Source organism: Stenotrophomonas sp. GD03777, assembly GCF_029842485.1.
Lineage (GTDB): Bacteria > Pseudomonadota > Gammaproteobacteria > Xanthomonadales > Xanthomonadaceae > Stenotrophomonas > Stenotrophomonas sepilia.
Genome location: NZ_JAOCGL010000014.1, coordinates 1 through 24,111 on the forward strand (window position 1 = coordinate 1; position 24,111 = coordinate 24,111).

Sequence of the window (24,111 nt, forward strand, 5' to 3'; positions counted from 1 at the left end):
TCACCGCTGCCACCGTCGCTGCTGCAGTCGGAGCTGCTGTGACTTTGATGGCTGTAGCTGTCGCCGGATTGGCCGCCCGGATGATCGTAGCCATCGCCGAAACTGTTGTCGCCCCGGATCCCGGAGCCATCGGCCGTAGCCACCGCCATGCACAGGATGGCGCCGACCAGCGGCAGCAGCCAGACCAGCAGCAGCTGCACCGTCCGGCCACCCGCCGACAGCCCATCACGCCTGACGATCACCACGGTGGCCACCACGTTCAGGCCCAGCACCAGCAGGACCAGCAGAAGGGCAACGATCAGCATTCGGCGACTCCATGCCTGGACTGGAGGCATTATGGCCTGCCACCCCGGCAATGGCCCTGCCTGTCATGAAGATGGGACAATGTGGGGGCGCGCCGGCCTGCCCCGTGGCCGCCGGCGCCCCTCGCACCACACGGAAGAAGAAGAACAACAACATGCTGAAAGTCATTTTCGATACCGACCCGGGCGTCGACGACGCCCTGGCCCTGCTTTACCTGCACAAGCACGCCCAGATCGACCTGATCGGTGTCACCACCACCTTCGGCAATGCCTCGGTGGAGTCGACCACGCACAACGCGCTGTACCTGAAGCAGGCCTGGGGCTTCGCCGCCCCGGTCGCGCGCGGTGCCGATGGCCCGCTGCAGCCGGAAGCCACCCCGGAAGCGTGGCCGGTGCACATCCACGGCCACAACGGCCTGGGCAACCACCCGGTGCCGGCCAGCCTGGACGTGGCCGCCGATGCCCGCCCGGCCCATCAGCTGATCATCGATCTGGTCCGCGCCCATCCGGGCGAAGTGACCCTGGTCGCGGTCGGCCGCATGACCAACCTGGCCCTGGCCCTGCAGCAGGCCCCGGACATCGCCGGCCTGGTACGCGGCGTGGTGATCATGGGCGGCGCCTTCCACGTCAACGGCAACATCACCCCGGCCGCCGAGGCCAATATCTGGGGCGATGCCGAAGCCGCCGACGTGGTGTTCACCGCCAGCTGGCCAGTCACCGCGATCGGCCTGGACGTGACCACCCGCGTGGAAATGGACCGTGACGGCCTGGATAAGCTGGCCACCATCGGCGGTGCCGACGCCGAGCTGGTCCGTGCGCTGTCGCAGGATTACGTGGACTTCTACCTGCAGGCCGGCCACAAGGGCATGGTCGTGCATGACTGCTGCGCGTGCATCGCGCTGACCCGCCCGGAACTGTTCCAGTTCGAGCGCGCCAGCGTGCGCGTGGCCACCGACGGCGTCGCCCGCGGCATGACCATTCCCAAGCCGGAAGGCCTGGCATTCGGCCCCAGCGTGTGGGACGGCCACGTGGTGCAGTCGATCGCCATCGGTGTGGATGCGGCCGCGGTACTGGCCGACATCGAGCAGACCCTGAAGGTCTGACCGGCTAGCGCCTGGCCCTGCCCGGGACCGTCTCGGGCAGGGTCCACAGCACCGGCAGCACCAGCACCGCCACCAGCGCGATCATCGCGCCCGGCGCCGCCGCCCAGCCGCTGCGTTCCACCCACCATTGCGCCAGCCACGGCGTCGCACCGCCGAACACCGCCGTGGCCATGGTTACCCCCAGTGCCAGCCCGCTGACCCGGCCTTCGCCGGGGAACTGCTCTGCCGTGGCCGGGGCCGCCACCGCGCTTACACCGCCGGCCACGCAGGCCAGCAGCACCGCCGCCAGCACGATGCCCAGCGCCGTCGCCTGTGCCATCCACGCAAACAGGGACAGCGGCAGCAGCGCTGCCAGCACGGTCAGGCCCAACAACACCGGACGTCGTCCGATGCGGTCCGACAATGCGCCACACAGGGGCGTGATCGCGATCACTGCCACCGCCGCGATCGTCGACAGCCACAGTGCGTCACCCTCATCGTGGCCCTGCGCGTGCAGGAATGCAGGCACATAGGTGATGCCCACGTAGTAAGTGATCGATCCCAGCGCCGAAATCGCGAACGTGCGCGCCACCGCCAACGGATGATGCTGCAGCACATGCCGCAGTGGTGTGGCGGGAATGCTGCCTTCGCGGCGCTGGCGCTCGAACTCCGGCGACTCGTGCATGCCCGAACGCGCAATCAGGATCACCAGCGCAAGCGCGGCGCCGACGAGGAACGGAATCCGCCAGCCCCAACGGTCCAGCTGCGCGGTGGGCAGCAGCGCGACGGTAAGTGCAGAGATCGCCACCGCCAGCAGTGCGCCCACTTCGCTGGCCGCCGAAGCCAATGACGTAACCAGGCCGCGTCGGCGCGCCGGTGCGCTTTCCAGCAGGTACGCCACCACGCCGGTATATTCGCCGCCCACCGAGAACGCCATCACGCAGCGCAGCACCAGCAGCAGCACGCCGGCCGTGGCGCCTGCGGTGGCCGCGGTCGGCAGCAGCGCAGTGGCCAGCATTGCCGCTGCCATCAACGCCATCGACGCCAGCAACATCCAGCGTCGGCCGAGCCGGTCACCCAGGTGACCAAAGCACAGCGCGCCCAGCGGACGCATCAGGTAGGACACCGCGAAGCCAGCCAAGGTCACCAGCAACGCCTGCTCGCCACCGCCGAAGAACACCCGCGACAGCACCGTGGCGAAGTACAGGTACAGGGTGAAGTCGTACCACTCCACCACCGTGGACAGGCCCGCCACCCACATCGAGCGCTGCCGCGCCGCCGTCATTGCGTGTTCGCCTTCAACAGCCTCGGTCCCGGTTGGGCAGGTTCCGCGCAGCGTGGCATGGACGGGGTGAAATGCCGGTCATCGGCTGTCGGCTGCGTGCATGCACTGAGTTTCATGACCGGTGAAGCGCTCACCGCCAAGGCCGAAGCAGAAGCATCCTTGCTGGAACACAAGGCCGGGCAACTCAGCCCGGCAGCTGCAGTTCCGCCCGCAGGCCGCCACCCTCGCGGTTGTGCAACCGCAGCGAGCCGCCCAGCGACTGCGCCAGCTGCACCGCGATGGCCAGGCCCAGGCCGGTCCCGCCGGTATCGCGATTGCGCGAGCTTTCCAGCCGGTGGAACGGCGCCAGCACTGCCTGCAGCTGGCCCTCGGGAATACCGGGGCCACGGTCGGAAATGCTGATCCAGACCCTTCCGGCCTTATCGCGGCCCGCCTCGATCTCGGCGGCGCCGGCGTAGCGCAATGCGTTGTCGACCAGATTGCCGACCACGCGGCGCAGCGGCTGCGGCCAGGTCTGCACGACCAGTCCAGCGGGCGCACCGCCAGTGACCGGCTTGCCCATGTCCTCGTAGTCGCCGACCACACTGGCGAGGAACGCGCCCAGGTCCATCGACACCGGCGCGCCAGCGGCAACGTGGCTGCTGCGCGCATAGGCCACGCCCTCACGCACCAGCTGCCCAAGGTGATCGAGGTCGGCCAGCAGGCGCTGCTGGGTGCTGTCTTCAGGCAGGGTCTCCACCCGCAGCTTCATGCGCGTGATAGGGGTCTGCAGGTCATGCGAGATCGCGGCCAGGATCTGCAGGCGCTCACTGACATGGCCACGAATGCGTGCCTGCAGTGCATTGAGTGCAGCCGCCGCGCCGCCCACTTCCGCAGGGCCATCTTCAGGCAGTGCGGGCCCGTCCTTGCCCGGCTGCAGATGCTCCACCGCATGCGACAGCTGCTGCAGCGGGCGCAGGGCCAGGCGCACCGCCAACCACGCGCACACCAGCAGCAGCGCCAGCTGCACCAGCAGCACGGCGGGCAGCCAACGTGCCAGCGGCAGGCCCGACGGAGTGACTTCAATGGTCAAGGGTGTGCCGTCGTGCAGGCGCAGTTCCACCTCGAACCGCTCCGGCAGGCGAGCCACCTGGCGCGCCTGCAACGGATAGCGGTGCTGCAGGCTGTCGTCGATGATCGCCGTGACCTGGCGTGCACGATCGGTCTGCAGCCCTGGTCCGGCCGCGGCCGGGCGCAGCAGGTAACGGTAGGTGCGCCGCTCCAGCCGCGGCACCCAGGCCTCACGCTGCGCCACAGGCAGGTGCTCCAGCAGCGCGACACTCACCGCCACATCCTCGTCGAGGTTGCGCAGCATCATGCTACGAGTGGACTGGTAGCGTTCGAAGAACAGCAGGCCGAAGGACAGCGCGTGGGCCAGGGTGAGTCCGCCCAGCAGGACCAGCAGCAGCCGCGCCGACAGCGTGCGCGGCCAGCGTGGACGGCGTGCGCAGGTGTTCATTCGTCTGGCCCCAGCAACTGCACCGGCACGCTGAACACATAGCCTTCGCTGCGCACGGTCTTGATGTAGGTCGGCTCGCGCGCGTCGTCACCCAGTCGCTGGCGCACGCGGCTGACCAGCAGGTCGATCGAGCGATCAAACAGTTCGGCATCGCGGCCCTGGGTGAGGCTGAGCAGCTGGTCACGGCTAAGCACCCGATTGGCGTGGTCGAGGAACACGCGCAACAGGCGGAACTCGGCGCCACTGAGCGGATACGCAGTGTCCTGCGCATCCAGCAGATGGCGCGCGGTGGTGTCCAGGCGCCACTCGCCGAAGGCGAGCTGGCGCCCGGCCTCGCTCACCTGCAGGTTCGGCGGCAGCATCTGCGTGCGGCGGATCACGGCGTTGATGCGCGCCAGCAGTTCGCGCGAGGAAAAGGGCTTGGTCACGTAGTCGTCAGCGCCCATTTCCAGGCCGATGATGCGATCGGTTTCGTCATCGCGGGCGGTCAGCAGCACCACCGGCACCGCACGATGCTTGCCGGCGCGCAGGTTGCGGCACAGGCTCAGGCCGTCCTCGCCCGGCATCATCACGTCCAGCACTACCAGATCCACCGCATGGGTATCCATCAGCGCGCGCATGGCCCGGCCACCGTCGGCCTGGCTCACGCGCAGGCCGTTGCGCTGCAGGTAGTCGGCCAGCATCTGGCGGATCTCGCTGTCATCGTCGACGACCAGGATGTGCGGTACATGGTTCATTGCGTTCTCGATGAAGACGGAGGTCAGGGCCGCGCTGCGCGGCCATGGTAGCGCGGCTCATGGGCTGGCCAGCAGGCGCTGGATCTCGCTTTCGGTACGTGCGTAGTCGCCCTCGCCGTAATGGCGGTAGACCACCCGCCCCTGCCGGTCGAGCAGGTACAGCGCGGGCCAGAAGCGGTTGCCCCAGGCGTTCCAGATCCGGTACTGGTTGTCCTGCACCACCGGCCAGGTGATATCCAACCGCGCGATGGCCTTGCGCACGTTGCCGGGCAACCCTTCATAGGCGAATTCCGGCGTATGCACGCCGATCACCTTCAGGCCCTGCGGCGCGTAGCGTGCATGCCACTGGTGGACATACGGCGCCACGTTGAGGCAGTTGCTGCAGGTGTAGGTCCAGAACTCGACCAGCACCACCTGTCCCCGCAACTGCTTCAGTGTGAGCGGTGGGCTGTTGTGCCAGGGCCCGCCACCGTCGAACCCGGTGGCGGGAACGGCCTGTGCCGGCCGCGCATCGGCCTCCGGGCTGGGCCATGCCAGCAACAACACCGCTCCGCCCAGCAGGCCCAGCAGCAGCGGCCGTGCGTACCCTCGCAGTGCGGCCATCGCTCAGCCCCCCTGCTCGGCCAGCGGCAGCTCCACCGGCTTCACCCCCGCCGCTTCCAGGATGCTGTCGGCCACCTGCGCCGGATGCGAAAGCAGCGACACATGGCTGCTGCCGATCGATTGCAGCTGAGCACCGATGCGACGTGCGGTCGCGGCCTGCAGCTGTGGCGACAGCATGCGGTCATCACGGCTGAGCACGTACCAGCTCGGCTTGCTGCGCCAGGCCGCCACGTTCACCACCTCGCCCAGCGCGCTGGCCTTCAACGGGACCTGCGTGCTGTACAGCAGTGCGGCCGACTTTTTCATCACGTCCGGGGCGAAGTCCTGGGCGATGGCATCGGCCGGCAAGGTCAGGTAGCCATCCCTCTCCTGCAGCCGGGCCAGGCCCGGCCCGACCGGGAAGCCTTCGCCCTGTTGCGCCGAAGACTGCCCTGCATCCGGTGCGAAGGCCGCCACGTACACCAGCGCCTGCACCTTCGGGTCATTGCCCGCTTCGGTGATGACCGTGCCACCCCAGCTGTGGCCGACCAGCACCACCTTGCCAGGCGCGGCGGCAATCGCGCGGCGGGTGGCCGCCACATCGTCGGCCAGTGAGGTGAGCGGGTTCTGCACCGCCACCGCCGGCACCTTCCAGTCGTGCAGCGTGGTGAGGACCTTGCTCCAGCTGGAGCCATCGGCGAAGGCGCCGTGCACCAGGATGACGGTGGGCGGTGCAGCGGTATCGGCCTGGGTAGCGAAGGCGGGGGCGGCAGCGCCGGCCAGGGCGAGAGCGGCGGCAAGCAAGGAGGTACGGATCATGGGTGTCACTCCGGTGTTGGGAGTGGCCATTTCCGCCTGCCGGTGTATCGGCGCTGTTTCTCCGTGGCGCGGAGTTGTACCGGACTGTAGGGCGCAGGCGGGTTTCTACACTGGGATACATTTGCGCGACGGGCCAGGCCGGCTACTACCGGCCGGACATCGTTCCCCGCCCGCGTGCGCACAACGCCCCGATGTGCATCCACGCATCGTCTTTGTATCGGACTGTACGAAACCCCGGTCGCGGCCACAGTCGCTGACAAAACCCCGGGCAACGGCACACGTTGCCGATACCTGCACCGCCTGGAATGGCCTCCATCGACCACTGGCCCGCAGGACACCACCATGATCAGCACCGCCTCTTCCGTGTATACCCCCCGCCTGGACGCCGTCGGCCGCTGGCTGTCGCCATTGGCGCTGCGCACCCTGCTGGCCTGGGAGTTCTTTGAGTCCGGCCGCGAGAAGCTGGGCGGCCAGAACTGGTTCGCCGACCTGGAAGGTCGCTTCCCGTTCCCGTTCTCCACCCTGCCCGCATCGTTGAACTGGCAACTGGCCACCTGGCTGGAACTGGTGGGTGCGGTGATGCTGCTGCTCGGCCTGGCCACGCGCTCGGTGGCCTACGTCTTCTGGGTGTTGACGGTGGTCGCCATCGCCGCCGTGCACTGGCCCGACCAGTGGAACGGCCTGGGTGAACTCTGGCAGGGCTACGCGATCACAGACCAGGGCTACGGCAACTTCAAGCTGCCGCTGCTGTTCCTGGCCATGCTGCTGCCATTGATCCTCAACGGCGGTGGCGCGCTCAGCGTGGACCGGCTGCTGGCCGGCCCACAGCATGCCCCCGTCGGCAATGACGGCCTGGGCTGGGGCGTCAGCCTGATCGCCCTGTTGCTGCCGGTTGCCGCGCTGTTGCCCGGCGTCGGCTTCGGCGGCGCCCTGCTCGGTGGCGTGCTGCTGCTGGGCTACGCGCTGCGCCGTCGTCGCACCGTCTGACCTGCTTCGCCCCTTCCCGCGCTTCTTCCTTTCGTTTCCGTCGCCTTCAGGCGGCGTCCATCCCGCACGCCTGGCGTGCCATCCCCAAGGAGTCACCACCATGTCCGTCTCGACCAAGAACACCCCCTCCTCCCGCCTGCCGCGCATTGGTGCCATCGGCATCGCCCTGGCCGGTGGCCTGCTGCTGGCCGGCCAGGCCGCAGCGATCCAACCGCTGGCGATCAGCGCCGTCGCCATGGGCGCCGCCGCCGAAGGCAAGTGCGGCGAAGGCAAGTGCGGGGCCAACAAGGCCACCACCGGCAAGCCCGCCGGCAAGGCCAAGGTGGCCGAAGGCCAGTGTGGCGAAGGCAAGTGCGGCGATGCCTCGTTTGCCCGCACCGACCGTGACCACGACGGCAAGGTCTCGCGTGCCGAGTTCAACGCGGTGGCCGCCAAGCGTGCCGCCGAGTTCGACCGCATCGACACCGACCACGACGGTTACATCAGCGAACAGGAAGCGCACGACTACCTGCGCAGCGTCTACACCGCCAACGGCAAGCCGATGCCGAAGGGCCTGTTCTCCCGCGTTGCCGATTGATCGACGTCCAACCGGCGCTGCCTTCAAGGCGGCGCCCTCTCTCTGGAGCATCCGCCATGTCCCTGCCCCTGCCCTCCAATGCCGCCGGTCTTGGCCTGCGCCGTGGCCTGATCGACGAACTGCTGGCAATGCCGGCCGGCGCCATCGACTTCCTCGAAGTGTCCCCTGACAACTGGATCGGCGTCGGCGGTGCACACGGCGCCGCGCTGCGCCAGCTCAGCGAGCGCCACCCCCTGACCTGCCACGGCCTGTCGCTGTCGCTGGGAGGTCCTGATCCGCTGGACCGCACCCTGCTGGCACAGACCCGTGCCTTCCTCGACCTGCACCAGGTGCAGCTGTACAGCGAACACCTGAGCTACTGCGCCGCCGGCGGACATGTCTACGACCTGCTGCCGCTGCCGTTCACCGCCGAAGCCGTACAGCATGTCGCCAGTCGCATCGCCCAGGTGCAGGACATGCTGGGCCGGCGCATCGCCGTGGAGAACATCTCCTACTACGCCGTTGCCGGCGCGGACATGAGCGAGATCGACTTCATCAACGCCGTGCTCGCCGAAGCCGACTGCGACCTGCTGCTGGACGTCAACAACGTCTTCGTCAACGCCTGCAACAACGATTACGACGCTTTCGAATTCCTGGCCCGCGTGCCGTCCCACCGTGTTGCCTCGCTGCATGTGGCCGGCCATTTCGATGAAGGTGATGGCTTCAAGATCGACACCCACGGTGCCCCGGTGAAAGGCGTGGTCTGGGCGCTGTTGCGCGAGGCCTATGCGCGGGTCGGCGTGCGCCCCACGCTGCTCGAACGCGACTTCAACTTTCCGCCGCTGGCGGAGTTGCTGGCCGAGGTCGCGCAGATCCGCCAGGCGCAAGCCGAGGCACGCTGGCCCGAGGTGGCCCATGGCTGAGTCGCTGGCTACCCTGCAACGGCGCTGGGCCGATCATGTGCGCGACCCAGCAATGGCCGCACCCGACAGCGTCGAGGCGGGCAGGCTGGCGGTATACCGCCGCCTGTGCATCGACAGCCTGGACGCCCTGCTGGCCGGCAGCCTGCCGCGCCTGCAACAGCAGTTGGGCACGCCACACTGGCGCGACACAGTGGAGCACTACTACGCCCACCACGCCTGCCAGACCCCGTTGTTCCCACAGATCGCCGGCGAGTTCACGGCCTGGCTGGCAGTGCAGGACGCGCTGGCACTCCCGGCCTGGGCAGCGGAACTTGCGCACTACGAGAGCACGCTGCAGTCGCTGCGCATTGAAGCGCGTGACGCCGGGCAGTCGCTGCACAGCGTTCCCGAGGGCAGCGATGTGCTGGCGGTTTCGCCGCTGGTGCGGGTGCTGGGCTACCGATGGCCGGTGCATGAGGACGAGGCCCTGGAGCCGGTGCCGAGCGCTGCGCCCACGCTGCTGCTGATCCGGCGCCTCGCCGATTTCAGCCTGCAGGTCGAGCAACTGTCGCCGCTGGCCTACGCGCTGCTATCGATCTTTGGTGACGACGGCGCAGCTGTGGAAGCAGCACTCCGGGCGCTGTCCGAGGCACATGGCGTGGCAACGGACGCATTGCGCGCGGCCTGCGCGCCCGTACTGGGCGAGCTGTGTGCGGCGAGCGTGCTGATTGTGCCGAACGACTGTTGAGGGTGCCGGCCAGCGGCCGGCGCTACCCACTCATCGCCCGGCCAGCGGTCGGTGCTCCCCATTCCTGCTTCGAGGTCTCACCATGCCTGCTTCCAACACTTCCTTCCTGCACGGCTGGCGCCTGTTTGTGGCCATGGCCGTGGTCCTGATCGCATTCGCGCTGGCGGCCTTCGCCCTGTATCCCGATGCAGCCGAAGGCAGCCGTGCGGCGATACGGGTCACTGCACGTACATCGTTCCTGTTGTTCCTGGCGGCGTTCACCGCATCGTCGTTCGCCAGTCTTCTGCCCGGCCCATTCACCCGGTTCCTGCTGCGCGAACGGCGCACCGTCGGTTTGTCCTTCGCGTTTTCGCACCTGCTGCATGCCATCGCCATCACCAGTTTCGGCATCCTCAACCCGGCGTTCTGGCCAGCACGATCCGCGCTGGCCAACCTCCCGGGCACGGTGGGCTACATCGCCATCGTGGCGCTGGCCATCACCTCGCATCGGGGGATCGCCCGCCGCATGGGCCCCACCGCTTGGCGTCGCCTGCACCTGACCGGCATGTGGATCATCGCGGCGGTGTTCACCTACTCGTACTTCAAGCGCGTGCCAGGCAACTTCTGGTATGCGGTGCCGTCGGCCCTGCTGTTCACCGCCTTCGTGGTGCGCTGGATAGCCAAGCGGGCGCAGTCACTGCGGCGCAATGCGCATGCGCGGCCACCGCTGCGGAGTTCTTGAGGAGGCGGTTACTTGTGGAGCCGAGCCCATGCTCGGCTGCCTTTCTGGTTCAGCCGAGCATGGGCTCGGCTCTACAGAGGGATCCCAGCGCGATAGGCAGCGAACTCCCTGCGCAAAGGGACCTGCCCCACTTCAGGTCACAGCGCGCGGCGCAATGTCACCAGGGTGATCTCCGACGGCACGCCGATGCGCGCCGGGAAACCGGCCCAGAGGCCCGCACCGTTGCCCACGTACAGCGTCATCCCATCCACGTCATAGCGGCCGGAGACAAAACCGCCATTGGCGCGCTTCACCAGCTGGTCCATGCCGATGATCTGCCCACCGTGAGTGTGCCCGGACAGCTGCAGCTTCACCCCACGCGCCGCCGCCTCGCGTGCATTGCGCGGGCGATGATCGAGCAGGATCACCGGCGCGGACGGATCGGCACCCTCCAGTGCAGCCTGGAGATCCGGCAGCGGCAGGCCGTAGCGTGCCGCCACCGGGTCGGTGACACCGGCGATGGTGAGCGCCGCATCGCCGCGTCGTACCTGCAAATGACTGTTCTCCAGCACCTGCATGTGCAGCGCGCGGAACGCCTGCATCCATGCCTGGTACTGCGCGTAATACTCGTGGTTGCCGGTAATGGCAACGACACCGTCCGGCGCCCGCAGATCGGCCAGGGGTCGCGCGTCGTCGCGACGGGCCTCGACGCTGCCGTCGATCAGATCACCGGTGATCACGATCAGGTCCGGCTTCAGCGCGTTGCCCTGGTCCACCACCCTGCGCACCCAGTCACCTGTAAGCAGGCGGCTGGCATGGATGTCGGTCAGCTGCAGCACGCGATAGCCGTCGAACGCCGCTGGCAGCCCGGCAATGCTCACCTCGATCTGCCGCGGCTGGGGCACTGCCATGCCCTGGCTGACACCATAACCACTGACCAGCAGGGCCAGCACGCCGGCCGCCGGCCGCAGCTGCGGTGCACGCAGGGCCGATACCATGCGCGGCCAACGCAGCAGGCGCGAAACCAGCAGGCCGGCGTCCAGTACCAGCATCACCAATGCCAGCAGCAGCACCGCCGTGGAGCCGGTGGCCAGCGTGGCGATGGCCAGTTTCGGAATTTCCGGCGACGCCATCGTGCCCCAAAAGGTCGCCACGATGCGCAGCTGCACGGCCACAGCCACCATCAGCAGCGACAGCACGACCTTCAACCCGATGGGCATGCGCAGCGGCCAGAACAGGCGCCAGGCCACATACAGGCCCATCAACAAACCGATCGTACTCAGCACTGCAACCATCCATGACAGAAAGCGGGCCCGCCATGGTGACGGCTGCGGGCCATGTTGTGTAGAGCCGAGCCATGCTCGGCTGCATCCCCGAAGCCCAGCATGGGCTCGGCTCTACAACGGCTGGTCGAGGTGTTCCACCCGCAGGCGGGCAATGCGGCGCTTCTCCATCGCCAGCACGGTGATGCGCACACCCGCCACCTCCACCGCATCGCCGGTGTCCGGCAGCCGGCCCAGCTGCTCCAGCACCAGCCCGGAGATGGTCATGTAGTCGGCACTGCGTGGCAGCGATACGCCGGTCAGCCGCTGCAGGTCGTCCAGGGTCAGCGCACCGTCGGCCTCCCACTGGTCCTCGCCCTGCGCGACCACGCCATAGCGCTCGTCCTGGGTATCGACCAGATCGCCGGCAATCGCCGCCAGCAGATCGTTGGCGGTCACCAGGCCTTCCACGCTGCCGTACTCATCCACCGCCACCGCCAGCGGTACCGGATGCTGGCGGATCAGTTCCAGCGCCTGCAGCGCACTGGCGCTGGACAGCACGTACTGCGGCTCGCGCAGGTTGCCTTCCAGCTGCAGCGGCCTGCCCTGCAGCAGGTCAGCCAGCAGGTCGCGGCTCTGCACCACGCCACGCAGGCTGTCCAGGTCACCATCGCCCACCAGCAGCCGGGTGTGTGGCGATGCCACCAGGCGGGCCACCACATCCTCCTGGCCCCGCGCCAGGTCGATCCACTGCACATCGGCGCGCACGGTCATTACGCTCGACACCGGACGGTCAGCCAGGCCGAGCACGCTACGGATCATCTCGTGCTCGGCCGGCTGCAGGCGCTCTTCGGCATCTACCGGCTCGTCCACGCCGTCATCGGAATGGCCGTTGGCCGGGCGCGCCCCGAGCATGCGCAGCACCGCATCAGCGGTGCGCTGGCGGAACGGCTGGCGGCGCTCGTTGCGCTCACGATTGAAACGCACCCACTGGTTGAACGCCTCGACCAGGATCGAGAAGGCGATCGCGGCGTACAGGTAGCCCTTCGGGATCTTGTAGCCCAGGCCCTCGGCCACCAGGCTGAAACCGATCATCAGCAGGAAGCCCAGGCACAGCACCACCACGGTGGGATGCTTGTTGACGAAGCGGGTCAACGGCTTGCTCGCCAGCAGCATCAGCGCCATCGCGATGGTGACGGCGGCATACATCACGCCCAGGTTGTCGACCATGCCGACCGCGGTGATCACCGAGTCCAGCGAGAACACCGCATCGAGCACCACGATCTGCGCCACCACCATTGCGAAGCTGGCGTAGACCTTCTTGCCGTCTTCGTGGTGCGCGCGGCCTTCCAGCCGTTCGTGCAGCTCCATGGTGCCCTTGAACAGCAGGAACAGGCCACCGCCCAGCAGGATCAGGTCACGCCCGGAGAAGCTGTGCTCGAACAGCGTAAGCAGCGGCGCGGTCAGTTTCATGATCCAGGCCAGCGCCGCCAGCAGCACCAGCCGCATCAGCAGGGCCAGTGCCAGGCCGATCACCCGCGCGCGGTCGCGCTGGTGGGGCGGAAGCTTGTCGGCAAGGATCGCGATGAACACCAGGTTGTCGATGCCGAGCACGATCTCAAGCACGACCAGGGTTGCAAGGCCCATCCAAATCGAGGGGTCAGTCAACCATTCCATTTCAGGTCCGTTTCGTCATTGGGCAAGGGAGAAGAAGAAACACTCAGTCTGCTTCCTGCGCCCGCGCCGGGTCGTACCCGAGCAGGTCGCCAGGCGTGCATTGCAGCTCCCGGCAGATCGCATCCAGCGTGGAAAAGCGGATGGCGCGCGCCTTACCGGTCTTCAGGATCGACAGGTTCGCCAGGGTGATGTCGATGCGACCGGCCAGCTCGGACAGGGTCATGCCCCGTTCCTGCAGCACGCGGTCCAGGGTGATGACGATTGCCATCAGATGACACCGTCGAGGTCATCGCGCATCGCCGCGCCCACGGCGAAGACGCGTGCCAGCACGAACAGCATCAGCACCGCCACCAGCCCGGTGATCGACATGCCGCCGCCCACCTCCATCCAGCTGAAGTCCGGGCCCATCCAGGCCGCGTAGGCGCCGATCAGGATCGACAGCAGCTCCATCGCCAGCATCAGCCACGCCATGCGTTGCAGTCGCTGCGCATTGGCGTGGGTGAACGGCCTTTCGCGCGCCGCCGATTTCAGCAGCCGCAGCAGATGGCGCAGGAACAGCAGGCACAGCACCAGCAGCGCGACGATCACAGCCAGCCCCAGGCAGAAGTGCAGGAACAGGGCGTTGCCGTGCGCAGCAGCGGCAGCGGCATCGTGGACGCTGTCGAGCAGCCAGCGACGGTCGTGCGCGACCAGCGGCACGGCCAGCAGTGCGGCCAGGATGCCCAGCCAGCACATCGCCCGGACGGCCTGGACGGCGGCCTGGGCCAGGGTGAACAAGCCTCGCGCGGATCTGGCGCGGGCGGGACGAGCGGTCAAGCGGCCTCCGGCATTGGGGCGGCCTCGCCGCCCCGGGGTGTATTTATCGATAAACGATATATCACAACCAGCGTGAAAGGCTGAATCGCGGGCATGGGCAGCCTGCGCGGCGCGGGGCCAGCGTTACCGACTGGGTGCAGCCTGTTCCAGCATCGCTTCGCCCGGCGTCACCGAGGCCATCGCCTGCACGCCGGCCTCGGCGGCCTGCCGCGTGACCAGCCGGAAACGCACCTGCAGCTTGGCCTGCCCGGGCGTGGCCCAGCCGTACTGGATCGCCACCTGGTCCGCCGACAACGGCCCACGGCCTGGCAGCGAGCGCGCCTGCAACGGCGTCGGCGCCGCCTGCACCAACCGGGCAAAGCCCTTCTGCACGACCGCCGCGTCGGCCTTTTCGGCGTAGACCGTGCACGTGCCATCGTCAGCCCAGCTGACTGCATAGCGGCCGCTGGCCAGCGGCACCATCCAGGCCACGCCCGACTGCCCCTGCAGCAACGTTGCCGCCTCGGCAGGCTGCAGCGGTGACAGCCCGTTGGATTCCATCAACGACTGCAACCGCGCTGGCGCGCCGATGTGCTGCATGCAAGCGGTATCGAACAACTCACTGAAAGGGTCCTGCGCTTGTGCGCTGGCCTTGGGTGCACGCGCAGGCTGCGCCGCCACCAGGGCAGGCAGCAGGGCCAGGATCAGCCAGGAGGCAGGGCGCATTGGAACTCCAATGTACGGAACGCAGCGGGGAGGATGGCAAAGCCCGGGCGTGGCGTGCAACGGCCGCGTTGCCGCCGGCCTCCCCGCACCGGGATCAGGCTGTGATTTCGCCCTCGTCCTCGCCATCCCAGTAGTGGATGCGGCTGGCGCGCACATGGATCAGTACCAGTCCTGGTGTATCCACTCCCTGTTCGAACCACCGCTCCAGGTCCTTCACCCAGTGCTCGCGCATCGTGGCCCGATCGCGCACCAGCGCTGCCCTTCCCTGCACGTGCACGAACAGCGGCGGCTTGCCCAGCAGCGACTTGCTGCCGGAGAAACCCAGTGCGACGGCAGGGTCAGCCTCGATCTCGCGCACCATGTCGGTGTCTTCCATGGTGAAGAACCAGCTGTCACCGTCATAGTCCACGTCACCGTTGTTGCTCATGGGGCGACCGGCAATTTCTCCACCGGCGTGGGTCTGCAGCATCGTGAAATCGATGCCGGCCATTTTCTTGGCAAGTTCTGGGAGGGTGAGCTGGGTCACGGCGTGGTCCTTGATCGGAGGGACGCCCAGCGTCTGCGCAGAGCGGTGACCGGAAAGTGGATGAGCACTTGCGGCCTCTTCACGGGAAACGAGATACGGCGCATGGTCCGTGCGTGACGCACTCCACACCACCATACCCACGTTAAAAGCAGATGGAGGAACGCCCCTGCGAAGCACCACAGCCGGCTAACAGGGGGCTGCCGGAGAATCGCGCAACCCCGTGGCACGACCGGCATGGCAGCCGGCATCCGCGCGGCGACTCCTTCGCAACCGCATGGCCTCCACATGGATCTGTTCGCCTGGCTCGCGTTCGGCTGCTACCTGTTGGCGTTCTTCATTGTCTCGCTGTTTGCTGCAGCCTATCTGAAGCGCTCCGACTTCATGCCCTACCACGGGCAAGCCGTGGGCGTGCCGTGGGCGGAGATCGAACCGCGCATGCAGGTGCTGCTGATGGCGCTCATCCGCGTGGTCGGCGCCGGGTGGATCGCACTGGCCGGTGCCGGCGTGATGCTGGCCTGCCTGATCTTCTTCGGCGGTCACTTCGCACTGCCGCAGCTGCTGGCGTTCCAGCTGTTCTGCCTGGTCGCCACGCTGCCGCCGGTGCTGGTCGCCTCCGGTGTGCGGCGGCGTACCGGCGCACGTACACCGGTGCCCGCTGGCGCCGCGGTGGTGCTGCTGTCGGTCATCGGATTCGTGCTGGCCCTGTTGTCGCTACCGCAGTGAGTCCCCTTTCTCTCCCCTCCCCCCACGAGGCCCCACAATGAATCCCGAATCGATCTTCTACAGCGTGGTCAACGGTGATCTGCCCCCCTCCCAGGCCGGCACCCTGCTCGGCTGGCGCTTCGTTGGCTACGACGATGCATTGCGCCGCATCCAGGTCGAATTCGAAGCCGGCGCCGTGCTCACCAACCCAATGGGCAATGTGCAGGGCGGTTTCCTGTCAGCGATGCTGGACGACTGCATGGGGCCGGCGATCTACGCCACCCTGCCCGCCAACCGCATCGCGGTCACGGTGGAATCCAAGACCAGTTTCGTCAGCCCGGCGCGGCCCGGGCGGATCATCGGGTGGGGCGAGGTCGAGCACAGCAAGGGCAGCATCGCCTTCACCCGCGGCTGGCTGACCGACCCGGCCGGCAAGGTGCTGGCCACCGCCAGCGCCACGTTCCGGGTGGGTGCACTGCGCTGGCGTGGGCTCTCGGTGCCGCGTCCCATCGCGCGCCGGATGATCGCGCGCACGCTGCACCGCGTGCATGCGCGGATCGGCTGATGGGTGCCGTCAACGTGCCTTGCGGCCGCCACCGGCCACGCGCACGCGGTCGCGCCCCTGTGCCTTGGCCTGGTACATGGCCGCATCGGCGGCACGCAACAGGGTGCGCCAGCCCAGCGCATCGGTGCCACCCGCGGCCACGCCGAAGCTGGCGGTGACCCGCAGCACGTTGCCACCGGCCAGTGCGATGTCCAGCTGCCGCAGTGCCATGCGCAGCGACTCGGCCAATTGGCGTCCGCCGGCCAGGTCGCCGTCGGCCAGCAGCACCAGGAACTCCTCGCCACCGTAGCGGGCGATGCTGTCGCTGCGGCGCAGGTGGCGCTGCAGCAGCTGCGCCACCTGCACCAGCACCTGGTCGCCCGCATCATGCCCATGGCCGTCGTTGATGGCCTTGAAGCGATCGACATCCAGCAGGATCACCACCGCACTGTTGCCGCCGTCGGCATGCCGCTGCTGTACCCTTTCTTCCAGCGCGCGCCGGTTCAACAACCCGGTCAGCTCATCGGTGCCGGCCAACTGGCGCAGCTCGCTGGTCAACGCCGAGCGCTCGCGCGACTTCTCGCGCAGCACTTCAATGGCATCGAACAGGCGCTGCATCTCGGCCAGCGGGTGGGTCACATGCTGCTCCGGGCCGGGCGCTTCCGAGGCGATCTGGATGACCTGCTTCTGCGCCTGCAGCAGTGGCCGCAGGATCTGCAGGTGAGTAATGCGCAGCGCCACGCCAAGCACCACCAGTGTGCCCAGCACCGTCGCCACCAGCACCACCAGGCGCGTCGCTTCGCGGTTACGGGTGCGCTCGAAGCGGGCGATGGACACGCTCAGGTAACCGTCGCGCAGCGCCTCCAGCGACTGCAGGGTCGGCACGTAGCGCGTGGTGAACTCGGCGGCGGTCCACGGCGGCGGCACGCCACGCCGGCCATCCTCGATCAGCTGTTCGATCATTGGCAGCGATTCGCCGAAGAACTGGCGGCGTGCCATGTCCCAATGCCAGGACAGCGCCGGATCACTGCGGAACACCGCTTCATGGCTGCCTGCCAGCCGCCACAGCTCCAGCAGGCGGCCTTCGGTCTGCAATGCAGCCCGCACCTGTTCGTCACGCCAGGCCCCCGGCACCGCGACCGGCGCCATCACGTTCGAGGCCAGGCGGCCACCATGCTCGCGCAGGTCGATCAGCACCTGGCCCTGCATTGCCGGGATCGCCGCTTCGCGGTCGGCACTGACCAGCACGCCGATCTGCGTCGAGGTCAACACGTGCAGGCGATCGACCACGGCGAACATGCTGCTGATCGCGCGCTCCACGTCTTCCACCCGGCGCGCGTCGTGCGGCTGTGCCGCCACCTGGTCCACTGCGGCCCGCGCCGACTGCAGGCGACGTTGCACGTCGGCCAACAGCCCATGTTCGCCGACCACGCCGGGATCGGCCTTGAACACGGTGTCCAGTTGCAGCAGGGCGGTGTCGACCCGCTTGCGCGCAACCGCCAGCTGCGCGGTCAGCCGGGCCTGTTCGGCCGCATCGGCCGTATTGGCTCCCAGCAGGCTGTTGGCGGGGCCGCGCTCGGCCGACACCTGGTTGGCCAGGTCGAAGGTCTGCTGCAGCCGGCGCAGGCTGACCAGGTTGTCCTCGGCGGCGGTGAAGCGCAGCGTGCCCTGCACCAGTGCGATGGCCATCAGCGGCAGCGTACAGACTACGAACAGCCCGGCCAGGATCCAGACCCAGGTCCGCAATCCGATGGGCGACGCCTTGCGGGCCATGCACATTTCCCCTGTCGTGCGGAACACTGTAGCGGCCGCCTGCACAGGCGCCAAGCCGCTAACGGGCCAACCGTGGCCGTGGGTACACCGTGCGCGCCGCGAACGCACCGACAAGGCCGCGCGGACGCTCGAATCGGGACAAATACGTCATGCCCCGCCGCGTCAGATCCAGCGCTGGTCGACCAGTTCGCGCTTCACGTAGGCATAGAACACCGGCGCGGCGACCAGGCCCGGCAGGCCGAAGGCCGCCTCCATCACCAGCATGGCCAGCAGCAGCTCCCAGGCCCGCGCCTGGATTTCGCCACCCACAATGCGCGCGTTGAGGAAGTACTCCAGCTTGTGGATCACGATCAGGTACAGCAGCGCCGCCACCGCCACATAGAACGAGACCGACAGTGCGACGATGGTGATGATCGTGTTGGAGATGATGTTGCCCACCACCGGCAGCAGGCCGGCCAGGAAGGTGATCAGCACCAGGGTCTTGGACAGCGGCAGGTGCACGCCGAACAACGGCAGCACGCCCAGCAGGAAGATCGCGGTGAACACGGTGTTGAGCAGCGAGATCTTCACCTGCGCGAACACCACCTGACGGAACGCGGTGGCCAGGCGGCTGGTGCGCCCGACCAGCTCCTGCGCCAGCGGACCCATCTTCGGCAGCGGCAGTTCGTCATACAGTGCGATCATCGCACCCAGCACCATGCCGATCAGTACGCGCACACCCACCTGGACCACCGAGGTACCGGCCACGCCCAGCTGGCGCTGATGCTCGGCGGCCCAGTCGTTCAGCGCCGCGCGCAGCGCTGGCATGTCTTCGGGAATGTAGGGTTGCAGCAGCGCCGGCACCTGGTGCCGCGAGGTGTTGAGGATCTCCATCAGGCGCGCCAGCAAAGCGTCCGGGCCACCGGTCTCGTTGCGGAAGAACGAGGCCACGCCGATCCCGGCCAGCACCAGCGCGCTGATGATGATCGCCGACAGCACGATCACTGCGATCGCCCGTGCGCGTCCCGGCGGCAGCCTGCCTTCCACGGTGGAGGCCAGCAGGTGGGTCAGCTGGAACACCAGCAGGCCGGACAGCAGGGTGACCACCAGGCCCAGTTTCAGCGCCAGCCACATGCCCAGCAGCATCATCAGCCATGCCGCGATCCTTGGGATGGGGGGCTTGGGCTGGGCAACGAGAGCGTCTTGCATGGGAGCGCGTCCGGGCGGGGTGGCCCATGGTAGAGGATTGGCGTGCTGATTCCGCGTGCAGGATGAATGGGCATTTCATCCGCGTTCGGCGGCAGCCGTGCCGTCCCCACGCGCGCTCACTCGCCGTAGCTGGCGGTATTCTTGCCCTGGCGCTTGGCGTGGTACAGCGCGCGGTCGGCCAGTGCCAACCAGTCCTCGACACTGCCGCCACGCGGCGTGGCCGCAATGCCGATACTGACGCTGAATTCCACCCCCGGCGTGGCCTGCCGCGCGGCCTCGAGCAGGTGCAGGCGCACCCGCTCGGCCACCTGCATTGCATCGACGGGCGCGCAGTCGCGCAGCAGCACGACGAACTCATCGCCCCCCAGCCGCGCGGGCGTATCACCCGGGCGGGCAACGGTGCGCAATGTCGCCGCGATATGCCGCAGCACCTCGTCACCGGCGCGGTGGCCGTGCGAGTCATTGATGCGCTTGAAGTCGTCCACATCGAGCATCAGCAGGCAGGCAAAGCCGCCCTGGCCCTGTGCCCGGTCCAGCGCCTGCTGCGCACGCAGGATCAGGAAACCGCGGTTGGCCAGCTCGACCAGCGGGTCCATCCGGCTGAGACGCTGCAGCTGGCGGTTCTGCGATTTGACCCGGCGCGCCAGCTGCCAACTGAGAATGCTCAGGCCGATGCCATACACGAACAGGAACGGGACACTCAGCATGATCGTGCGCTGCGAGGTGACCGGCTGGTAAGGGAAGCCGAGCGCCCACCAGGTGAGCGCAAAGCCCACCAGCAGGGCCAGCGTGGCGCGCATCGCCAGGCGAACGCCACCGGCAGCGATCTTGTCGGCCACCAGCAGTGCGGCGAACAGTGCACTGGGCACCGCGCTCAATGCCATGAAGGCGATCCAGCCACCGCCGAACAAGGAGTCGGCCACCATGCAGCGGAACTGGACGAGCGCGGGCTGGCCGGAGCGCTGGGTCAGCTTCAATGCCAGCGCAGGCCACGCCAGCGCGTTGAGCAGCAGCAGGACCCATGCCAGCGGCCCATCGTGGCGCTCGAGGATGATCGAAGCGATGGGGATCGCCCCCAGCCCATTGCCGACGAAACGCATCCAGCCGATGCGACGTGCCGCGCCAATGCCTTCGACCGCGCCTTCCGCCGAATCGGTAAAGAATGGCATTGCCCCCCCTGCGCGATCACACCCGCTGCTACGGCCCTTGCCGGGCTGCCTGCGATGAGTCTGACAGCTTTGCGTCAATTCGGGATCAAGGTCGCGGGACGACGCGCGGGCCGGCCGCGCTGCTCCGGCTGCCCTGCCTCGCCTCCGCTACCGCCGAGGCGCCGCTGTCGAACCGCGCAGCATGAAGCTGAACTCCAGCGTCTGCTGAAGCGGTACATCGACCTGTTCAATGATGGCGAGCAGCAGGTTGACCGCGCGCTCGCCGATTTCACGCATCGGCTGCTGGATGGTCGTCAGCGGCGGGGTGAGGTAACGCGACGAGGCCAGGTCGTCGAAGCCGACGATGGAGAGCGCTTCCGGAACGCGGATGCCCCGGTCGCGACAGGCCGCCAGTGCCCCCAGTGCCATCTGGTCGCTGAAGCAGAACACCGCGGTCGGCACGGGCGTGCCGTCCAGCAGCGCCATCACCGCCGCATGCCCGGACTCAACGGAAAAGTCCCCGGGCACGATGCTCAGCTGGCGCAGGCGACCCCGCGCCTTGCCGGCGGCCCGGACCCCTTCCAGCCGCTGCTGGTGCAGGGGGTTGTCAGGTGGCCCGCCGACCACGGCGATCCGTTCGTGCCCCAGGCCGTACAGGTGCTCCATCACCGCGCGTGCGGCGGCCGCGTTGTCGATATGGACGCTGGGGATGCCCAGTGCGGGGTCGAACTCGCATCCATTGACCACCGGCGCAGCTGCGCCGCGCTGCTCGACGATCTCGCGCGCGGTCGGTGGCAGGCGATGGCCCAGCACGATCATGCCGTCTGCCTCGTTGCGCCGGAGCATCTGCGCGTAGCGCTCCTCACGATCGGGTTGATGCTGGGTATCGCCCAGCAGAACCGCGTAGCCGACCGCCTGCGCGGCCTCCTCCGCACCCTGCAGGATCTGTGCGAAGAACGGATTGGCGATGTCCGGGACGGTGACCAAGATCTTGCCGCTGCGCTGGGTCTTGAGCGTGCGGGCCACCGTGTTGGGCACATAGCCCAATGCGACGGCGGCCTGCTCGATGCGCGCACGGGTGGCCGGCAGCACCTTGTCCGGCCGGGAAAGCGCCCGTGACACCGTGCCTGCGGAGACGCCGACGTGCCTGGCGATGTCGTAGATGGTGGCCATGGCGTTAGTTCTCCTGTCCGCTGTGCAGTGCACAACAGGTCCTGCGTGCGCCCCTGCTAGGATAATGCAATCGATTGCATCGAGGGCGAATCACGTTGAAGACGCTCAAGGGTCCAGCGCTGTTCCTGGCGCAGTTCATCGGCGACACAGCTCCTTTTGATCGGCTGGACACGCTGGCCGGATGGGCCGCGGGTCTGGGCTATTCTGGCGTACAAGTTCCCACCTCCGCGCCCTACCTGTTCGATCTGGCCGCGGCGGCACGCAGCCAGGCGTACTGCGACGATGTTGCCGGCATGCTGGCCGGGCACGGCCTGCAGATCACCGAACTGTCGACCCACCTGCAGGGGCAGCTGGTCGCGGTCCATCCCGCCTACGACAGCCTGTTCGACGGATTCGCACCCGCCGACGTGCGCGGCAACCCGCCCGCGCGCCAGGCCTGGGCCGTGGAGCAGCTGCGGCTCGCCGCGCAGGCCAGCCAGCGCCTGGGGCTGACCGCGCACGCCACCTTCTCCGGTGCGCTGGCCTGGCCCTACTTCTATCCGTGGCCGCAGCGCCCGCCGGGCCTGGTGGAAGAAGCCTTCGCCGAACTGGGCCGTCGCTGGCGCCCGATCCTGGATGTGTTCGACGCCTGCGGCGTGGACCTGTGCTTCGAACTCCATCCCGGCGAGGACCTGCACGACGGCGCGACCTTCGAGCGCTTCCTCGATGAGGTCGACCATCATCCCCGCGCGAAGATCCTGTACGACCCCAGCCACCTGCTGCTACAGCAGATGGACTACCTCGGCTTCATCGACCGCTACCACGCCCGCATCGGCATCTTCCACGTCAAGGACGCGGAGTATCGCCCCAGCGCGCGCAGCGGCGTGTATGGCGGCTACCAGGACTGGATCGATCGTCCGGGCCGGTTCCGCTCACCCGGTGACGGCCAGATCGACTTCAAGGCGATCTTCTCGAAGTTCGCCCAGTACGACTTCCCCGGCTGGGCGGTGCTGGAATGGGAGTGCTGCCTGAAACACCCGGAGGACGGCGCGCGCGAGGGTGCCGCCTTCATCCGCGATCACATCATCCATGTGACCGAACGCGCCTTCGACGACTTTGCCGGGAGCGACACGGACGCTGGATCACTGCGCCGCATGCTGGGAATCTGAGCCACGACCGCCCCGGGAGGGCAAGCCATGACGCACGCCATGTCGCGCCTGGGCGCGATGATGTTTCTGCAGTTCTTCATCTGGGGGGCGTGGTTCGTCACCCTGGGTACCTACCTGGTACAGGGCCCGCTGCAGGCCAGCGCAAGCCAGGTGGCAACGGCGTTCCTCAGCCAGTCCATCGGCGCCATCGTGGCGCCGTTCCTGGTCGGCCTGATCGCAGACCGCTACTTCGCGGCGCAGCGCATCCTGGCGATACTGCACCTGGCCGGCGCGGTGCTGATGTGGCTGGCGTCCACCGCCACCAGCTTCAGCATGTTCTCCGCCTGCGTGATGGGCTACATGCTGCTGTTCATGCCGACGCTGGCACTGGCCAACAGCGTCGCCATGCGGCACATGCAATCGCCGGAGAAGCAGTTCCCGCTGGTACGCGTGGCCGGCAGCATCGGCTGGATCATCGCCGGGGTGCTGATCGGCTGGCTGGGCTGGGAACAGGCGCACCGGCTTGAACTGACCTTCCGCATGGCCGCATTGGCATCGCTGGTGCTGGGCCTGTATGCGTTCACCCTGCCGCACACGCCGCCGCTGGCGCAGCAGCGCGATGCCGGGCTGGGACAGATCCTGGGGCTGGATTCATTGCGGTTGCTGAAGTCGCGCGCCTACCTGGTGTTCTTCCTGGCTTCCATCGCCATCTGCATCCCGCTGTCGTTCTACTACAACTTCACCAATCCGTATCTCAACGACCTCGGTGTGCACGGCGCCGCCGGACTGCAGTCGCTGGGCCAGGTCTCCGAAGTGCTGCTGATGCTGGCCATGCCGTTCCTGTTCGTGCGGCTGGGGGTGAAGACCATGCTGGCGGTCGGCATGGCGGCCTGGGTCGTGCGCTACGCGCTGTTCGCCTTCGGCGATGCGGGCAGTGGCTTCTCCCTGCTTGTGATCGGCATCGTACTGCATGGCATCTGCTACGACTTCTTCTTCGTCACCGGCCAGATCTACACCGATGCCCACGCCGGCCCCGCCGCGCGCAGCAGCGCGCAGGGCTTCATCACCCTGGCCACCTATGGCGTGGGCATGCTGATCGGCACCTTCCTGTCCGGCGCGGTAGTGGAGCACTTCACCACTGCAGCGGGCCCGGACTGGCAGCAGATCTGGTTGTTCCCGGCCGGCGTCGCACTGGTGGTGTTGATCGCCTTCCTGCTGCTGTTCCGCGACCGCCCGGTAGCTGCGGCCGCGTCGTCCACCCCCTGAGGAGAC

Annotated in this window: 26 protein-coding genes; 10 read left to right on the top strand and 16 right to left on the bottom strand. The window is 67.9% G+C overall.

The window, feature by feature from the left end; all coding sequences use genetic code 11:
- Positions 1-305 (bottom strand): hypothetical protein (locus tag N5E02_RS05410; RefSeq protein ID WP_279946001.1); only part of this gene is annotated, 305 nt, incomplete at its 3' end.
- A 152-nt stretch (positions 306-457) separates the two neighbouring features.
- Between N5E02_RS05410 and N5E02_RS05415 the strand changes: the two genes are divergently transcribed.
- The gene (locus tag N5E02_RS05415) at positions 458-1,405 is read left to right on the top strand and encodes a nucleoside hydrolase (RefSeq protein ID WP_005415667.1); all 948 of its coding nucleotides are present in this window, start codon (positions 458-460) and stop codon (positions 1,403-1,405) included.
- Between the two features lie 4 nt (positions 1,406-1,409).
- On the opposite strand, the gene N5E02_RS05420 is transcribed toward N5E02_RS05415, so the two are convergent.
- From N5E02_RS05420 to N5E02_RS05440, 5 genes are all read right to left on the bottom strand, one after another.
- Complete coding sequence (locus tag N5E02_RS05420; RefSeq protein WP_279946002.1) at positions 1,410-2,669, bottom strand: MFS transporter; 1,260 nt, start codon at positions 2,667-2,669, stop codon at positions 1,410-1,412.
- A gap of 184 nt (positions 2,670-2,853) precedes the next feature.
- Positions 2,854-4,167: a HAMP domain-containing sensor histidine kinase gene (locus tag N5E02_RS05425; protein ID WP_164092693.1), complete on the bottom strand. Its 1,314-nt coding sequence runs from the start codon at positions 4,165-4,167 to the stop codon at positions 2,854-2,856.
- Positions 4,164-4,904 (bottom strand): response regulator, encoded by a 741-nt coding sequence (locus tag N5E02_RS05430; RefSeq protein WP_005415664.1) that lies wholly within the window; start codon positions 4,902-4,904, stop codon positions 4,164-4,166. The genes N5E02_RS05425 and N5E02_RS05430 overlap by 4 nt, the downstream gene beginning before the upstream one ends.
- Positions 4,905-4,961: 57 nt before the next feature.
- The gene (locus N5E02_RS05435) at positions 4,962-5,507 is read right to left on the bottom strand and encodes a redoxin family protein (protein ID WP_065178136.1); all 546 of its coding nucleotides are present in this window, start codon (positions 5,505-5,507) and stop codon (positions 4,962-4,964) included.
- 3 nt (positions 5,508-5,510) lie between these two features.
- On the bottom strand, positions 5,511-6,305 hold the full coding sequence (locus tag N5E02_RS05440) for an alpha/beta hydrolase (RefSeq protein ID WP_005415662.1): 795 nt from the start codon (positions 6,303-6,305) through the stop codon (positions 5,511-5,513).
- Positions 6,306-6,647: 342 nt separating this feature from the next.
- Between N5E02_RS05440 and N5E02_RS05445 the strand changes: the two genes are divergently transcribed.
- The 5 genes from N5E02_RS05445 (at position 6,648) to N5E02_RS05465 (ending at position 10,219) form a co-directional block, all read left to right on the top strand.
- Positions 6,648-7,292: a DoxX family protein gene (locus tag N5E02_RS05445; RefSeq protein WP_005415661.1), complete on the top strand. Its 645-nt coding sequence runs from the start codon at positions 6,648-6,650 to the stop codon at positions 7,290-7,292.
- A gap of 100 nt (positions 7,293-7,392) precedes the next feature.
- The gene (locus N5E02_RS05450; RefSeq protein ID WP_005415660.1) at positions 7,393-7,869 is read left to right on the top strand and encodes an EF-hand domain-containing protein; all 477 of its coding nucleotides are present in this window, start codon (positions 7,393-7,395) and stop codon (positions 7,867-7,869) included.
- A gap of 56 nt (positions 7,870-7,925) precedes the next feature.
- Entirely contained in the window at positions 7,926-8,771 is an 846-nt protein-coding gene (locus N5E02_RS05455) for a DUF692 domain-containing protein (protein WP_065178138.1), read from the top strand.
- Positions 8,764-9,498: a putative DNA-binding domain-containing protein gene (locus N5E02_RS05460; RefSeq protein WP_279946005.1), complete on the top strand. Its 735-nt coding sequence runs from the start codon at positions 8,764-8,766 to the stop codon at positions 9,496-9,498. Before N5E02_RS05455 ends, N5E02_RS05460 begins: the two co-directional genes overlap by 8 nt.
- An 82-nt stretch (positions 9,499-9,580) precedes the next feature.
- The gene (locus tag N5E02_RS05465) at positions 9,581-10,219 is read left to right on the top strand and encodes a ferric reductase-like transmembrane domain-containing protein (RefSeq protein ID WP_065178140.1); all 639 of its coding nucleotides are present in this window, start codon (positions 9,581-9,583) and stop codon (positions 10,217-10,219) included.
- 137 nt (positions 10,220-10,356) lie between these two features.
- Here the strand turns inward: N5E02_RS05465 and N5E02_RS05470 are convergent, their stop codons facing one another.
- From N5E02_RS05470 to N5E02_RS05495, 6 genes are all read right to left on the bottom strand, one after another.
- Positions 10,357-11,493 (bottom strand): metallophosphoesterase, encoded by a 1,137-nt coding sequence (locus N5E02_RS05470; protein WP_139726809.1) that lies wholly within the window; start codon positions 11,491-11,493, stop codon positions 10,357-10,359.
- Between the two features lie 102 nt (positions 11,494-11,595).
- Positions 11,596-13,137 (bottom strand): TerC family protein, encoded by a 1,542-nt coding sequence (locus tag N5E02_RS05475; protein WP_065186008.1) that lies wholly within the window; start codon positions 13,135-13,137, stop codon positions 11,596-11,598.
- A 43-nt stretch (positions 13,138-13,180) separates the two neighbouring features.
- Entirely contained in the window at positions 13,181-13,405 is a 225-nt protein-coding gene (locus tag N5E02_RS05480) for a helix-turn-helix transcriptional regulator (protein ID WP_005415654.1), read from the bottom strand.
- A complete protein-coding gene (locus N5E02_RS05485; RefSeq protein WP_032954010.1) occupies positions 13,405-13,872 on the bottom strand; it encodes a DUF2975 domain-containing protein in 468 nt (155 codons plus the stop codon). Before N5E02_RS05485 ends, N5E02_RS05480 begins: the two co-directional genes overlap by 1 nt.
- A gap of 204 nt (positions 13,873-14,076) precedes the next feature.
- A complete protein-coding gene (locus N5E02_RS05490) occupies positions 14,077-14,658 on the bottom strand; it encodes a hypothetical protein (protein ID WP_065178143.1) in 582 nt (193 codons plus the stop codon).
- A gap of 94 nt (positions 14,659-14,752) precedes the next feature.
- Positions 14,753-15,184, bottom strand: coding sequence for a pyridoxamine 5'-phosphate oxidase family protein (locus tag N5E02_RS05495; protein WP_053497616.1), 432 nt, complete (start codon positions 15,182-15,184; stop codon positions 14,753-14,755).
- A 285-nt stretch (positions 15,185-15,469) separates the two neighbouring features.
- On the opposite strand from N5E02_RS05495, the gene N5E02_RS05500 reads away from it, so the two are divergent.
- The gene (locus N5E02_RS05500; RefSeq protein ID WP_065178144.1) at positions 15,470-15,907 is read left to right on the top strand and encodes a hypothetical protein; all 438 of its coding nucleotides are present in this window, start codon (positions 15,470-15,472) and stop codon (positions 15,905-15,907) included.
- Positions 15,908-15,944: 37 nt separating this feature from the next.
- A complete protein-coding gene (locus N5E02_RS05505) occupies positions 15,945-16,451 on the top strand; it encodes a PaaI family thioesterase (RefSeq protein WP_279946008.1) in 507 nt (168 codons plus the stop codon).
- 9 nt (positions 16,452-16,460) lie between these two features.
- On the opposite strand, the gene N5E02_RS05510 is transcribed toward N5E02_RS05505, so the two are convergent.
- The 4 genes from N5E02_RS05510 to N5E02_RS05525 all read right to left on the bottom strand — a co-directional run bounded on the left by N5E02_RS05510 (position 16,461) and on the right by N5E02_RS05525 (position 21,712).
- A complete protein-coding gene (locus N5E02_RS05510; RefSeq protein ID WP_279946009.1) occupies positions 16,461-18,203 on the bottom strand; it encodes a GGDEF domain-containing protein in 1,743 nt (580 codons plus the stop codon).
- Positions 18,204-18,365: 162 nt separating this feature from the next.
- Complete coding sequence (locus N5E02_RS05515) at positions 18,366-19,391, bottom strand: AI-2E family transporter (RefSeq protein WP_053497611.1); 1,026 nt, start codon at positions 19,389-19,391, stop codon at positions 18,366-18,368.
- 116 nt (positions 19,392-19,507) lie between these two features.
- Positions 19,508-20,560 (bottom strand): sensor domain-containing diguanylate cyclase, encoded by a 1,053-nt coding sequence (locus N5E02_RS05520; protein WP_065178147.1) that lies wholly within the window; start codon positions 20,558-20,560, stop codon positions 19,508-19,510.
- A gap of 147 nt (positions 20,561-20,707) precedes the next feature.
- Positions 20,708-21,712, bottom strand: a complete 1,005-nt coding sequence (locus N5E02_RS05525) for a LacI family DNA-binding transcriptional regulator (RefSeq protein WP_065178148.1) — start codon at positions 21,710-21,712, stop codon at positions 20,708-20,710.
- Between the two features lie 95 nt (positions 21,713-21,807).
- On the opposite strand from N5E02_RS05525, the gene N5E02_RS05530 reads away from it, so the two are divergent.
- Together N5E02_RS05530 and N5E02_RS05535 are read left to right on the top strand one after the other, a co-directional pair.
- The gene (locus tag N5E02_RS05530) at positions 21,808-22,860 is read left to right on the top strand and encodes a sugar phosphate isomerase/epimerase family protein (protein ID WP_065186011.1); all 1,053 of its coding nucleotides are present in this window, start codon (positions 21,808-21,810) and stop codon (positions 22,858-22,860) included.
- A gap of 27 nt (positions 22,861-22,887) precedes the next feature.
- Positions 22,888-24,105, top strand: a complete 1,218-nt coding sequence (locus N5E02_RS05535; protein ID WP_005415643.1) for a nucleoside permease — start codon at positions 22,888-22,890, stop codon at positions 24,103-24,105.
- Positions 24,106-24,111: the final 6 nt, after the last annotated feature.